11 protein-coding genes are annotated in these 13315 nt (G+C 73.2%); 10 read left to right on the top strand and 1 reads right to left on the bottom strand.

Annotation, left to right across the window (positions count from 1 at the left end):
• The first annotated feature begins 14 nt into the window (after window positions 1–14).
• From RDV89_RS01270 to RDV89_RS01225, 10 genes are all read left to right on the top strand, one after another.
• On the top strand, window positions 15–1181 hold the full coding sequence (locus RDV89_RS01270; protein WP_315730653.1) for an acyl-CoA dehydrogenase family protein: 1167 nt from the start codon (window positions 15–17) through the stop codon (window positions 1179–1181).
• An 11-nt stretch (window positions 1182–1192) separates the two neighbouring features.
• Complete coding sequence (locus tag RDV89_RS01265; protein ID WP_315730652.1) at window positions 1193–2095, top strand: HpcH/HpaI aldolase/citrate lyase family protein; 903 nt, start codon at window positions 1193–1195, stop codon at window positions 2093–2095.
• 1 nt (window position 2096) lies between these two features.
• Window positions 2097–2567 (top strand): MaoC family dehydratase, encoded by a 471-nt coding sequence (locus tag RDV89_RS01260; protein ID WP_315730650.1) that lies wholly within the window; start codon window positions 2097–2099, stop codon window positions 2565–2567.
• The gene (locus RDV89_RS01255; protein WP_315730648.1) at window positions 2567–4045 is read left to right on the top strand and encodes an aldehyde dehydrogenase family protein; all 1479 of its coding nucleotides are present in this window, start codon (window positions 2567–2569) and stop codon (window positions 4043–4045) included. Before RDV89_RS01260 ends, RDV89_RS01255 begins: the two co-directional genes overlap by 1 nt.
• Window positions 4045–5253 (top strand): CaiB/BaiF CoA transferase family protein, encoded by a 1209-nt coding sequence (locus tag RDV89_RS01250; protein ID WP_315730646.1) that lies wholly within the window; start codon window positions 4045–4047, stop codon window positions 5251–5253. The genes RDV89_RS01255 and RDV89_RS01250 overlap by 1 nt, the downstream gene beginning before the upstream one ends.
• Window positions 5254–5316: 63 nt before the next feature.
• Window positions 5317–6138 (top strand): mycofactocin-coupled SDR family oxidoreductase, encoded by an 822-nt coding sequence (locus RDV89_RS01245; protein WP_315730645.1) that lies wholly within the window; start codon window positions 5317–5319, stop codon window positions 6136–6138.
• Between the two features lie 87 nt (window positions 6139–6225).
• A complete protein-coding gene (locus RDV89_RS01240) occupies window positions 6226–7668 on the top strand; it encodes an aldehyde dehydrogenase (protein WP_315730643.1) in 1443 nt (480 codons plus the stop codon).
• 196 nt (window positions 7669–7864) lie between these two features.
• The gene (locus tag RDV89_RS01235; RefSeq protein ID WP_315730642.1) at window positions 7865–8773 is read left to right on the top strand and encodes an SDR family NAD(P)-dependent oxidoreductase; all 909 of its coding nucleotides are present in this window, start codon (window positions 7865–7867) and stop codon (window positions 8771–8773) included.
• Window positions 8774–8822: 49 nt separating this feature from the next.
• A complete protein-coding gene (locus tag RDV89_RS01230) occupies window positions 8823–10610 on the top strand; it encodes an AMP-dependent synthetase/ligase (protein WP_315730640.1) in 1788 nt (595 codons plus the stop codon).
• Window positions 10607–11521, top strand: a complete 915-nt coding sequence (locus RDV89_RS01225) for an enoyl-CoA hydratase-related protein (RefSeq protein ID WP_315730638.1) — start codon at window positions 10607–10609, stop codon at window positions 11519–11521. The genes RDV89_RS01230 and RDV89_RS01225 overlap by 4 nt, the downstream gene beginning before the upstream one ends.
• Before the next feature lie 7 nt (window positions 11522–11528).
• Here the strand turns inward: RDV89_RS01225 and RDV89_RS01220 are convergent, their stop codons facing one another.
• Window positions 11529–13226, bottom strand: coding sequence for an FAD-dependent oxidoreductase (locus RDV89_RS01220; RefSeq protein WP_315730637.1), 1698 nt, complete (start codon window positions 13224–13226; stop codon window positions 11529–11531).
• Window positions 13227–13315: the final 89 nt, after the last annotated feature.

Below are 13315 nucleotides of genomic sequence, written 5' to 3'. Positions count from 1 at the left end.
GGGGAGGACCCGAGATGGACTACACGACCGATCCCGTCCACGAGGACATCCGCAAGGGGATCCGCGCGATCTGCGACCGCTTCGACGACGAGTACTGGGCGGAGCGCGACGAGAAGCACGAGTTCCCCTGGGACTTCTACAACGCGGTCGTCGAGGGCGGCTGGCTCGGCCTCACCATCCCCGAGGAGTACGGCGGGGGAGGCCTCGGCGTCACGGAGGCCTCGATCGTCGAGCGCGAGATCTCGGCCTCGGGCGCGGGCATGGGCGGCTGCAGCGCCGTGCACATCGGCATCTTCGGCTTCGAGCCGATCGTGCACCACGCCAGCGAGGAGCTGAAGAAGAAGTACCTCCCGCGCGTGGCGACCGGCGAGATGCAGATCTCCTTCGCCGTCACCGAGCCCGACGCGGGCACCGACACGACGGCCATCAAGACGTTCGCGAAGAAGGTCGACGGCGGCTGGTCGATCTCCGGCAAGAAGGTGTGGATCTCGAACGCCCACCAGGCCGAGCGGATGATCCTGCTGGCGCGCACCACCCCCAAGGAGGAGTGCGCCAAGAAGACCGACGGGCTGACCGTCTTCTTCGCCCCGATGGACCGCGACAAGGTCACGATCCGCAAGATCCCGAAGATGGGCCGCAACTCCGTCGACAGCAACGAGCTGTTCATCGACGACCTGTTCGTGCCGGACGAGGACGTCGTCGGCGACGTGGACAAGGGCTTCAAGGTCATCCTGACCGGCCTCAACGCCGAGCGGGTCGTCGCCGCGAACGCCATGCTCGGGCTCGGCGAGGCGGCCCTGCGCCGTGGCACGCGCTACGCCAAGGAGCGGGTCGTGTTCGGCCGTCCGATCGGGCAGAACCAGGGCCTGGCCTTCCAGCTGGCCGAGGCCAAGATCCGGCTCGAGGCCGCCGACGCCGTGCTGCAGAAGGCCACCTGGATGGTCGACGAGCAGCTGCCGTGCGGCGCCGAGGCGAACTACGCCAAGTGGTTGTGCGCGGAGGCCGGCTTCTACGCGGCCGACGTCGCGCTGCAGGTCCACGGCGGCATGGGGTACAGCAAGGAGTACCACGTGGAGCGGTACTTCCGGGAGGCCCGCCTGATGCGGATCGCGCCGATCAGCCAGGAGATGGTCCTCAACTACGTCGCCGAGCACGTGCTCGGCCTGCCCCGCAGCTACTGAGGCGGGCGACCATGAAGCCGTACCGCTCCATCCTGTTCGTGCCGGGCCACCGCCCGGCGTGGGTCGACAAGGCCGTCGCGGCCGGCGCCGACTGCGTGGTCCTCGACCTGGAGGACTCGGTCCCGGCCGACCTCAAGGTCGAGGCGCGCGCCACCGTGGCCGCCTCGATCGCGCGGGTGCGCGAGACGAACCCGGACGTCGGGCTGCTGGTGCGGGTCAACCCGCTGGCGACCCGGCTCACCGGCGGCGACCTCGAGGCGGTCGTCGTGCCCGGCCTCGACGGGATCTTCGCGCCGAAGATCGAGAAGGCCACCGACGTCCTGCAGTACGACGCGCTGCTCGACCACTTCGAGGAGCGCAACGGCGTCACCGGCCTCGAGTACATCGTGCCGGTCGAGACCGTGCAGGCGATCCAGAACTGCCGCGAGGTCGCGCTGGCCTCGCCGCGCGTGGGCGCGATGATCGGCCCGAGCGCCGAGCACGCCGACATCGCCCGCGCCGTCGGCTACGAGTGGACCCCGGAGGGGCTCGAGACGCTCTACCTGCGCAGCCGCGTCCTGCTGGCGTGCCGGGAGGCGGGCATCCACGCGCTGACCGGGCTGTGGGAGGACCTCGAGAACCTCGACGGCCTGCGGCAGTTCGCGGTGCGCGGTCGCCAGCTCGGGTTCCGCGGGATGATCGCCATCCACCCCAAGCACGTCGAGACGGTCAACGACGTGTTCACCCCCTCCGCCGAGGACGTCGCGTTCTACGAGGGGATGGTCGAGGCCTACGAGAAGGCGGCGGCCGAGGGGACCGGTGCGCTGCGCTACCGCGGGCTGCACATCGACAAGGCTCACTACGAGAAGGCGGTCGAGTGGCTCGACCGCGCCGCCGTCACCCGCGCCCGCGGCACGGCCGAACGAGAGGGATGACATGCGCGGATTGTGGTTCGAGGAGTTCGAGGTCGGGGCGCACTACAAGCACTCCATGACCCGCACCATCACCGAGATGGACAACGTCATGTTCACGTCGCTGACGATGAACATCGCGCCCATCCACCTCGACGCGGAGTACTGCAAGGGCACCGTGCACGGCCAGCGGGTGCTGAACTCGCTGTTCACGGTGGCGCTGATCGGCGCCTTCCACGTGCCCGAGCTGACGATGGGCACCACCCTGGGGAACCTCGGCTACGACTCGGTCAAGTTCCCGAACCCCGTCTTCCACGGGGACACCCTGCGCGCGGAGACGACCATCGTCGACAAGCGCGAGTCCAAGACCCGCGACGACTCCGGGATCGTCTGGTTCGAGCACATCGGGCTCAACCAGCGCGACGAGGTCGTCGTGAAGATGACCCGGGTAGGCCTGATGATGCGCCGCCCGGCCGACAGCGAGGGAGCAGCCTGATGACCGCCACTGCCGATGCAGGTATCGACCAGGGCTGGGTGCCCGACGTGCGCACGCTGCTCATCGGCGGCCGGATGGTCGAGCCGGAGGGCGAGCGCTGGGAGGTCGTGAACCCCGCAACCGAGGAGGTCATCGCCACCGTCGGCGGCGCCTCCGCCGCGCAGGTCGACGCCGCCGTGGCCGCCGCCCGCGAGGCGTTCGGCCCGTGGGCCGCGCTCAGCGGCGAGGAGCGCGCGCGCCACATCCACCGCTTCGCGGACGTGCTCGAGAAGGCCGCCGACCGGCTCCTGCCCTCGATCGTCAACGAGGTGGGTACGCCCGTCGCGCTCGCCGAGTACCTGCAGGTCAAGATGGCCGTCGACGAGCACCTGCGCTGGGCCGCGGAGGCCGCGAAGGTCGACCGCACGGTGCACCTGGGCGGCTACGACAAGCCGCACCCGACCGAGAGCGACGTGGTCCACCAGCCCGTCGGGGTCGTCGCCGCCATCACCGGGTACAACTACCCGCTGAACCTGGCGATCTTCAAGTTCGGCGCGGCGCTCGCCGCCGGCTGCCCGGTCGTGCTGTTCCCCTCGCCGCGCACCCCGCTGACCACCCTGCTCCTCGGCGAGCTCGCCCAGGAGGCGGGCCTGCCGGCCGGCGTCTTCAACGTCATCGTGGGCGGCACCGACGTCGGCGTGCAGCTCAGCTCGCACCGCGGCGTCGACCGCGTCTCCTTCACGGGCTCCGACGGCGTCGGCGCCAAGATCATGGCGCAGGCGGCGGAGAACCTCGTGGGCGTGACGCTCGAGCTCGGCGGCAAGTCGCCCAGCATCGTCACCGACGACGTCGACGTGAAGAAGATCGCCGTCGAGATGCACCTGCGCTGGGCGCGCAACGGCGGCCAGGGCTGCGCGGCGCTCGCCCGTCTGCTGGTGCACCAGAGCCAGTACGACGAGTTCCTCGAGGCCGGTGCCTCCGCCTTCGACCAGATGGTCGTCGGCGACCCGTGGGACCGGGCCACGAACATCGGCCCGATGATCCGCCCCGACCACCGGGCGCGGGTCCAGGGCTTCATCGACGAGGCCGTCGAGCAGGGCGGCTCGAAGCTGCTCGAGGTCACGAAGCCGGTGCCCGAGAAGGGCTACTTCGTGAACCCCGTGCTGCTGGGCGACCTGCCGCACTCGGCGCGCGCCGTGCAGGAGGAGATCTTCGGGCCGGTCGCCGTGATCGTCCCGTTCAAGGACACCGAGGAGGCCATCCGCCTGGCCAACGACACGGCGTACGGCCTGGCCGCCAACGTCTGGTGCGACGACCTCGTCGAGGCGCGCCGCATCGCCGAGCAGGTCCGCGCCGGCACGGTGTGGATCAACGGCGGCGGCGCCATGCGCCCCGACGCCCCGTTCGGCGGCTACGGCCGCTCCGGCGTCGGGCGCGAGCTCGGCGAGTGGGGCATGAAGGAGTACCTCGAGGTCAAGCACATCCAGTGGCGGCTCTGATGGCCACGGGTGCCGGGCCGCTGGCCGGGGTGCGCGTGCTGGAGCTCGGCTCCATGTACGCCGCCCCGACCTGCGGCCGCATGCTGCGGGACTTCGGGGCCGAGGTCGTCAAGGTGGAGGACCCCACCGCGGGCGACTACGCGCGCCAGTGGACCCCCATGAAGGACGGCCAGTCGATGGGCTTCGCCCGCATCAACGCGGGCAAGCGGTCGATCTCGCTGGACATGCGCTCGACGGAGGGCCGCGACCTCGTGCGGCGGCTCGCCGGCGAGTTCGACGTCGTGATCGAGTCGTTCCGGCCGGGCCGGATGGCGGAGTGGGGGATCGGCTTCGACGTGCTGTCGGCCGAGAACCCGGGCCTCGTGCTGACCAGCGTCAGCGGCTTCGGCCAGACCGGTCCGTACCGGGAGAAGCCCGGCTTCGGCACCGTCGCGGAGACGGGCAGCGGGTTCGCCTTCATCAACGGCTGGCCCGAGACCCCGCCGACGTCCCCGCCCTTCGGGTTCGCCGACTCCATCGCCGGCATCGCCGCCGCGATGGGCACGGCGATGTCCCTCTACCGCCGCGAGCGGACCGGCCAGGGCGACCACGTCGACATCGCGCTCTACGAGCCGCTGATGTTCATCATCGGCGACATGATCATCAACTACACGGGCACGGGCTTCGTGCAGGGACGGGTCGGCAACGGCACCGGCTCGGCCTCCCCGCGCGGCGTGTACGAGGCCGCCGATGGCAAGTGGCTCTCCATCGCCGCCTCGAACCAGGGCATCGCCAAGCGGCTGTTCGCCGCCATGGACCGGCCCGAGCTGATCGACGACCCGCGCTACGCCACCAATGAGGTGCGCATGGCCCACAACGACGAGCTCCAGGAGATCGTCAAGGCGTGGGTGGGAGCCCGTCCCCGGGCGGACATCCTCGAGGTGCTCGACAAGTTCGAGGTCGTCTGCTCGCAGGTCAACGACGCCAGCGACATCGTCGAGGACCCGCACTTCCTCGACCGCACGCTCGTCGAGCTCACCGGCTCCTCGGCGCTCGGCCGCGTCCTCACGCCCGGCCCGGTGCTGCACCTCGCGTCCTACGCCGGCCCGACCTACGACGGCGTGCCCGGCATCGGCGAGCACACCACCGAGGTGCTGACTGACGTCGTCGGTCTCGACGTCGAGGAGATCGGCCGGCTCGTCGACGCAGGGGTGGCCCGCCAGGGCTGATCCCGCACCACCCCGCACCACCCCGCACCACCCCCGCTGGACACTCGCTCGGAGGAGACACGGATGGGACACCTCGACGGCACGGTCGCCCTGATCACCGGCGCGGCACGCGGGCAGGGCCGGGCGCACGCCGTGCGCCTGGCCCGCGACGGCGCGGACGTGGTCGCCGTCGACCTGTGCGAGCAGATCGGCAGCGTGCCCTACGCCCTGGCCACGCGCGAGGACCTCGACGAGACCGTGCGCCTCGTCGAGGCGGAGGGCCGCCGAGTGGTCCCGCTCGTCACGGACGTCCGCGACCTCGACGCGCTCCGCTCCGGGGTGGACGCCGCCGTGGCGGAGCTCGGCCCGGTCGGCGTCGTCGTCGCCAACGCCGGCATCGCGCCCCTCGACTCCGAGGAGCCGGACCCGGTGCAGCGCTGGCACGACGTCATCTCCGTCAACCTGACCGGGGTGTGGAACACCTGCCAGGTCGGGCTGCCCTCGATGGTCGCGGCCGGCCGCGGCGGCTCGGTCGTGCTGACCAGCTCGACGGCCGGCCTGCGCGGCAACCTCGGGGGCTCCGCGGCAGGTGACGCCTACGTCGCCTCCAAGCACGCCCTGGTCGGGCTCGCCCGCAACCTCGCGAACCACCACGCCCGGGACCTGATCCGGGTGAACACCATCCACCCCTCCGGTGTCGCCACCCCGATGGTGGAGAACGAGTCGCTGGCCCGCCGGCACGCCGCGGACCCCGCGCGTGCGGCAGCCACGGCGCCGCTGCTGCCGGGCGACCTGCTGCAGGCCGACGACATCAGCGAGGTCGTCGCCTGGCTCTGCTCGCCCGCCGCGCGGTTCCTCACCGGGGTCGCGCTCCCCGTCGACGCCGGCTACTCGGCCAAGGCCTGAGGCGCGCGACGGCCGCGCGCCCCGGGCGTACCCACCCACCAGCCCACCACCGCACCGCAACCGACGCACGAGGAAGTGAACCGGGACATGAGCGAGCAGGTCTGGAAGAGCAAGCTGTTCATCGGCGGACGCTGGGTCGAGCCCAGCAGCGACGCCCGCATCGACATCCCCTCCCCGAGCACGGAGGAGAGCCTGGGGTCGGTGCCGGAGGCGCAGCCCGCGGACGTCGACGCGGCGGTCGCGGCCGCCCGCAAGGCGTTCGACGAGGGCCCGTGGCCACGCATGAGCGCGGCGGAGCGGGCGGAGCACCTGGTGCGGGTCGGCCAGGAGGTCGAGAAGCGCTACGACGAGATGGTCGCGTCGTTCAGCGCCGAGATCGGCGCACCGCTCGCGGTCAGCCGGGCGTTCCACGACAACGCCAAGAAGATGTGGGACGACGCCTCCACGCTCCACGAGCGGGTCGCGTTCGAGGAGGAGCGGACCTGGGAGGACGGCGGCCACGGGGTCGTGGTCCGCGAGCCGGTCGGCGTCGTCGCGACGATCATCCCGTGGAACGGGCCGGTCGCCACCGCGTCGCTGAAGATCGCGCCCGCGCTGGCCGCGGGGTGCACCGTGGTGCTCAAGCCCGCGCCGGAGGGCCCGATGAGCACGCTGATGCTGGCCGAGGCGCTCGAGGCGGCCGGCCTGCCGGAGGGCGTGATCTCCGTGCTGCCCGCGGGCCGCGAGACGGGCGAGCACCTGGTCGCGCACCCGGACGTCGACAAGGTGACCTTCACCGGCAGCACGGCGGCCGGCAAGAAGATCATGTCCACCTGCGGCGAGCGGATCGCCCGCGTCACCCTGGAGCTCGGCGGCAAGTCGGCCGGCATCATCGCGGACGACATCCCGCTCGACGAGGTGATCCCCAGCCTCGGCTTCGCGGGCATCATCAGCTCGGGCCAGGTGTGCGCGGCCATCACCCGCATCGTCGTGCCCCGCGAGCGGCAGCAGGAGCTGCTCGACGCGCTGGTGCCGATGTTCGAGAGCATCAAGGTGGGCGACCCGGCGCAGGACGACACCGTGCTCGGGCCCCTGGCCGCCGAGCGGCAGCGCGACCGCGTGGAGGAGTACATCCGCGTCGGCAAGGAGGAGGGCGCCCGCCTCGTCACCGGCGGCGGCCGGCCCGAGGGCCTCGACAAGGGCTGGTACGTCCAGCCGACGATCTTCGCCGACGTCGACAACAAGATGCGGATCGCCCAGGAGGAGATCTTCGGGCCCGTCGTGGTCGTCATCCCGTTCGACAGCGTCGACGAGGCCGTCGACATCGCCAACGACTCGCCCTACGGCCTCTCGGGCGCCGTCTACGCGAAGGACGAGGAGCTGGCCCGCTCGATCGCGCGCCGCGTGCGCACGGGCCAGATCTCCATCAACTCGTGGGGCATGTGCGTGACGCAGCCCTTCGGCGGCTTCAAGCAGTCCGGCCTGGGCCGCGAGGGCAACGTGGAGGGCATCGCCCCCTACCTGGAGACCAAGCTGATCCAGTACGCGTGAGACGCGCGGCCGCCGGCGGTACCTCGCCGGCGGCCCGCCTCGGACGAGGGCGACGGGACGGCTGCTGCGGCGGCCGCCCCGTCGCCCTCGTCGTCGCACGGGCCCCGATCCGGACCACTGTGACCCGGTCCACATCTGTCGTTGTCAAACAACCGGACGGTTGGTAGCGTCCCGGCCAACCGGACGGAGGAGCAGCATGGGAGCGGTCGAGGGTCGAGTGGTCGTCGTGACCGGGGCGGGCAGGGGGCTGGGCCGGGCTCACGCGCTGCTGCTCGCCGCGGAGGGGGCGCGCGTCGTGGTCAACGACCTCGGCGCCTCCCTCGACGGCAGCGGTGCCGCGTCCTCCCCGGCCGCCGACGTCGTCGAGGAGATCCGGTCCGCCGGCGGCGAGGCCGTCGTCGACACCTCCGACGTCGCGACCACCCGGGGCGCGGCCGACCTCGTCGCCCGCGCCGTCGACACGTGGGGCCGCCTCGACGTGGTGGTCAACAACGCCGGGATCCTGCGCGACGCGCCGCTCTCGCGCCTCGACGCCGACGACTTCGACGCCGTGCTCGGCGTGCACCTGAGGGGCCACTACGCCGTGACCCGGGCCGCGGTGGACCACTGGCGACCGCGGGCGAAGGCGGGCGAGGCGGTGCGCGGCTCCGTGGTGAACACGGTCTCGGCGTCGGGCACCACGCACGTGCTCCCCGGCCAGGCGGCGTACGCGGCCGCGAAGGCGGGCATCGCCGCGTTCACGCTCGTCAGCGCCGCGGAGCTCGGTCGCATCGGCGTGCGGGTCAACGCGATCTCGCCGGGCGCCCGCACCCGGATGACGTCCTCCACCCCGGGCTCGGTCGGCGAGCTGATGGCGCAGCCGGTGGCGGCGGGCGAGCTCGACGTCTACGACCCCGCCCAGGCGTCCCCGCTGGTGGTGCACCTGGCCGCCGCCGGCACGGACGTCACCGGCCGCGTCTTCGCGGTGCGCGGTGGGCTCGTCGAGGAGGTCGTCGGATGGGCCGTGCGCCCGGACTGGGACCTGACGAGCGAGGACGACTGGACCGTGGCCGCCGTGGCGGCCGGGTTCCGTCGCGAGGACACGCGGGACCAGCAGGTCTCGTGACACCCGTGGCCGCCGTCGGCGGCGACCGAGCAGCCCGAGGAGCCGATCGATGACCACTCTCACGCGCACCGAGGAGCCCTTCGAGGCCCTCCCGCGGCCGGGGACCCTGCTGGACGCGTTCGAGCGGACCGTGGGCCTGCGCCCCGACCGCACGGCGGTCCGCAGCCACGACGGACGGCTGGCCTACACCTGGGCCGAGCTGGCCGACCGTGTCGCGGCCGCGACCGCCGGCTTCGTCGCCGCCGGCGTGACCCGCGGCGACAAGGTCGCCCTGCTGGTGCGCAACCGGCCGGAGTTCTACGTCGTCGACCTCGCCCTCGTGCGGATCGGGGCCGTTCCCTTCTCGCTGTACGCCTCCTCGTCGCCCGAGCAGCACGCGTACGCCCTCGCGGACTCCGGCGCCGTCGGCATCGTCGTCGACCCCGCCCTGCAGCGGGGCCTCGAGGGCGTCGACCTGCCGGTGCTGCGCGTGCAGATCGAGGGCGAGCCCGCCCCGGGGTGGCGCTCGCTGGCCGACGTCGTCGACGCGGGGGCGGGCACCGCCATCGACGCCCTGCCCCGCCCCGAGCCCGACGACGTCGCGACGATGATCTACACCTCCGGCACGACCGGCGCCCCCAAGGGCGTGCTGCTCTCGCACCAGAACCTCCTGACCTGCGCGGAGGCGACGCTGACCACGCAGGGCATCGCCGCGGGGACGGTGACGATCTCGTGGCTGCCGTCGGCCCACGTGGGCGACCGGCTCGGTGGCTACGCGCTGCCGCTCTACCAGGGCCTCGAGGTGGTGACCCTCGACGACCCCCGCCAGGTGGTCGCGGCCGTCGTCGACGTGCGGCCGGGCTACTTCTACGGTCCGCCGCGGATCTTCGAGAAGCTGCGCGCGTCGTTCGACTCCTGGGTGCTCGGCCTGGAGCCCGACCGGGCCGAGGAGGTGCGCGCGGCGCTGCGCCGCGGGCAGGAGCGCGTGGAGGTCGAGCAGGCGGGGGGCACGCCCTCGCCCGAGCTGCGCGAGGCGACGCAGCACGACCGGACCGGTGTCTTCCGGCCGTGGCTGGAGAGCGTCGGCCTCGACCGGCTGCGCACCTGCGTCGTGGCCACCGCGCCCAACCCGGGCCCCCTGATGAGCTTCTTCCACGTGCTCGGCGTGCCGATGGGCGAGGCGTACGGCTCGACCGAGTCCAGCGGCGGCGGCACGGCGGCGACGCCGGGAGCGATCCGGATCGGCACCGTCGGCACCGTCAGCACGCACATGGAGCTGCGGCTGCTCGACGACGGCGAGGTGCTGCTGCGCGGCCCGCAGATCATGAAGGGCTACCACGGCCGGCCGGAGGCCACGGCCGCCGCGGTCGACGCCGACGGCTGGCTGCACACGGGCGACCTCGGCAGCCTCGACGCCGACGGCCACCTCAGCATCGTGGGCCGCAAGAAGGAGATCATCATCAGCTCCTCGGGCAAGAACATCTCGCCCGTGACCGTCGAGTCGGCCGTGCTCAGCGCCAGCCCGTTCATCGGTCAGATGTGCTGCGTGGGCGACGGGCGGCCGTACACCGTGGCGCTGGTGGTGCTAGACGCGGAGTACGCCCGCGGCTGGGCGCGCCAGCAGGGCCGCGGCGAGCTGTCGCTGGAGGAGCTCAGCCGCGACCCGGAGGTGCTGGCGCAGGTCGAGGCCGGTGTGGCCGCGGGCAACGCCCGCCTCAACCGGCCGGAGCAGGTCAAGCGCTTCCGCGTCGTGCCCGGGGAGTGGCTGCCGGGCGCGGAGCTCACGCCGACGTCGAAGATGCGCCGCTCGGTGATCCTGGACAAGTACGCCGACCTGATCGAGGAGATGTACGCGTGAGCACCGCCGCCCAGCCCGACACCCAGCCCGACACCCGGCCCGACACCCCGCGCCCGGCAGGGGCCTCGCCCGACCCGGCCGCCGACCCCGTCCTGCTCGAGGTGGCCGACGGCGTGGCCCTGCTGACCCTCAACCGCCCCGACCGGCTCAACGCGGTCGACTCCCGGCTGATGGCGCGGTTCCTGGAGCGCCTCGACGAGGCGGCCGACGACGAGGCCGTCCGGGTCGTCGTCGTGACCGGCGCGGGCCGCGGCTTCTGCGCCGGCGCCGACCTCTCGGTGCTCGAGGACCTCGGCACCGGCGAGCAGCAGGTCGCGATGCCCGGGATGGCGTACATGGCGGCCCGCAGCCTGCCGAAGCCGGTGATCGCGGCGGTCAACGGGCCGTGCGCCGGCCTGGGCCTCATCATCGCGCTGACCTGCGACCTGCGGTTCGCGACGCCGCGGGCGCGCTTCGGGACCGGCTTCGCCCGGATCGGCCTGGTCGCCGAGCAGGGGCTCGCCTGGCTGCTGCCGCGGGTGGTCGGGCCGTCGCGGGCGATGGACCTGCTGCTCTCGGCGCGCCTCTTCGACGGTGACGAGGCGGAGCGGATCGGTCTCGTGGACGGCCTGCACGAGCCCGAGGACCTGCTGCCGGCCGTCCTGGCGTACGCCCGCGACCTCGCGGCCGGCAGCTCGCCCGTCTCGATGGGTGTCATCAAGTGGCAGGTGCAGCGGGCGCTGGAGACGTCGCTCGAGCAGGCGATGGAGGACGCGGACCCGCTGACCCGGGTCTCGCTGCGGGGCCGGGACTTCGTCGAGGTCGGCTCGCGGCTGCGGGCGGGGGAGCGACCCGCGTACCCGCCCCTGCCCTCCGGGGCGCCGCGGCTCGGGGCCGAGCCGCCGACGGGCCTGGTCCCGCCGGCGACCTGACCGACCCTCAGCGGCGGGCCACCGCGGCCCGCGCCGCCGCGTGCGCGCCGGCGAGGTAGCCGAAGGTCATCGCGGGGCCGAGGGTGCCGCCGGCGCCGCCGTACGTGGCGCCGAACGGCGAGCCCATCGCGTTCCCGGCGGCGTAGAGGCCCTCGACGGGGGCGCCGTCGACGTCGAGCACCCGGGCGTCCGGGTCGACCCGCGGACCGCCCTTGGTGCCGAGCGCGCCGCTGTGGATCTGCACCGCGTAGAAGGGCGCCTCGTCGAGCGGACCCAGCGTGCCGCGCACGTCGCGCTTGTAGGCGGGGTCGCCCCACCACCGGTCGTGCGCGCTGCGGCCGCGGCCGAACTCGGGGTCGTGCCCGTCGGCGACGGCCACGTTCCACGCGGCGACGGTGCCCTCGAGGCCGTCGGCGTCGATGCCGAGGTCGTCGGCCAGCTCGCGCAGCGTGCCGTACGCCCGCATCCACGCGGGCGGCTGCTCGCCGCGGGGGTGCGGGCCCACGGTGCCGTAGCGGCGGAGGTACTCCTGGTCGAAGACCAACCAGCAGGGGAGGTTGGCGTAGTCGAAGGCGCCCACGTCCTCGACGTGGAAGGCGCCGCCGAAGGCGTTGTAGTTCGCGGCCTCGTTGGTGAAGCGCCGGCCGCGGCGGTTGACCATGATCGACCGCGGGCGGGTGCGGTCGCCGTTGACCATGTAGCGGTCCATCCGGTTGACCCCCGGCGGCAGGTCCGCGGCCGGGATCCACCAGGCCTCCCGCATCGTCGAGAGCGCGGCGCCGACCCGCATGGCCATCCGCAGCCCGTCGCCCGTGTTGGTCGGCACCGAGACCGGGTGCGTCAGGGGGCCGCGCAGGAAGGCCCGCTTGAGCTCCTCGTCCCACTCGAAACCGCCGCAGGCGAGCACCACCCCGCCCGCGGCCCGGGCGAGTACGGGGCCGTCCGGCGTCTCGACCTCGACGCCCACGACCCGGTCGTCCTCCTGGACGAGGCGGGTGCCGCGGCAGCCCGTGCGCGGCTCGACACCGAGGTCCAGCAGCGCCTTGAGCAGCCGCCCGACCAGCGCCTGGCCCGCGCCGCGCTCGTCGCGGACGGCCCGGCGGGCGAGCTCGTCGCGCGTGGGCAGCACAGGGTCGACGGCGCCGAGCGGGGTCTCGCTCATGGTGAAGGCGGGGTGGGAGAAGTACGGGCTGCGCGTCACCCGATCCTGCCACTCGCCGAGCTCGGCGAAGGCGAAGAGCGGGCACTCGATGGTGCGACCGCCGCCGGGCAGCCCACCGGGGTGCTCGGGGTGGTAGTCGGGGAAGTCGGCGACGGCGGTGAACTCGGTGCCCGCCTCGGCGTCGAGGAACCTGACCATCTCCGGGGCAGCGGCGACGTAGGCGTCGACCAACCGCTCCTCCAGGAGCCCGCGCGAGAGCGACAGGATGTAGGTCCGCGCCAGGTCGGGGCTGTCCTCCACCCCGATCGCCGCCTGGTGGGGGTGGCACGGCACCCACACGTGGCCCCCGGACCACGCGGTCGTACCACCGACCTCGTCGGCCTTCTCGAAGACGGCGACCCGGGCGCCCGCGCGGGCGGCGACCACGGCGGTCGTGAGGCCCGCCGCCCCGGTGCCGAGGACCACCACGTCGACGTCCACGACGGCGGGCGCGGACGCGTCCCCGGGGCCGGGAGCTGCGGGTGCGGGCGGGGCGACGGTCATGAGCTCTCCCTGACGATCGGTTGGTTGGGACCGTTTCTAGGGCGCCGTGCCGGGCGACGTCAAGGGCGGAGGTGGTCGCCCGAAGGAAC

The organism is Nocardioides imazamoxiresistens, from assembly GCF_032378595.1.
Taxonomy (GTDB): domain Bacteria; phylum Actinomycetota; class Actinomycetes; order Propionibacteriales; family Nocardioidaceae; genus Nocardioides; species Nocardioides imazamoxiresistens.
The sequence above is the reverse complement of the archived record's forward strand: the minus strand, read 5'-3'. Positions and strand labels throughout refer to the sequence as shown.

Excerpts from the sequence above, each read along its gene's own strand:
- RDV89_RS01270 (WP_315730653.1), top strand. The coding sequence starts at position 15 with ATGGACTACACGACCGATCCCGTCCACGAGGACATCCGCAAGGGGATC.
- RDV89_RS01265 (WP_315730652.1), top strand. The coding sequence starts at position 1,193 with ATGAAGCCGTACCGCTCCATCCTGTTCGTGCCGGGCCACCGCCCGGCG.
- RDV89_RS01260 (WP_315730650.1), top strand. The coding sequence starts at position 2,097 with ATGCGCGGATTGTGGTTCGAGGAGTTCGAGGTCGGGGCGCACTACAAG.
- RDV89_RS01255 (WP_315730648.1), top strand. The coding sequence starts at position 2,567 with ATGACCGCCACTGCCGATGCAGGTATCGACCAGGGCTGGGTGCCCGAC.
- RDV89_RS01250 (WP_315730646.1), top strand. The coding sequence starts at position 4,045 with ATGGCCACGGGTGCCGGGCCGCTGGCCGGGGTGCGCGTGCTGGAGCTC.
- RDV89_RS01245 (WP_315730645.1), top strand. The coding sequence starts at position 5,317 with ATGGGACACCTCGACGGCACGGTCGCCCTGATCACCGGCGCGGCACGC.
- RDV89_RS01240 (WP_315730643.1), top strand. The coding sequence starts at position 6,226 with ATGAGCGAGCAGGTCTGGAAGAGCAAGCTGTTCATCGGCGGACGCTGG.
- RDV89_RS01235 (WP_315730642.1), top strand. The coding sequence starts at position 7,865 with ATGGGAGCGGTCGAGGGTCGAGTGGTCGTCGTGACCGGGGCGGGCAGG.
- RDV89_RS01230 (WP_315730640.1), top strand. The coding sequence starts at position 8,823 with ATGACCACTCTCACGCGCACCGAGGAGCCCTTCGAGGCCCTCCCGCGG.
- RDV89_RS01220 (WP_315730637.1), bottom strand. The coding sequence starts at position 13,226 with ATGACCGTCGCCCCGCCCGCACCCGCAGCTCCCGGCCCCGGGGACGCG.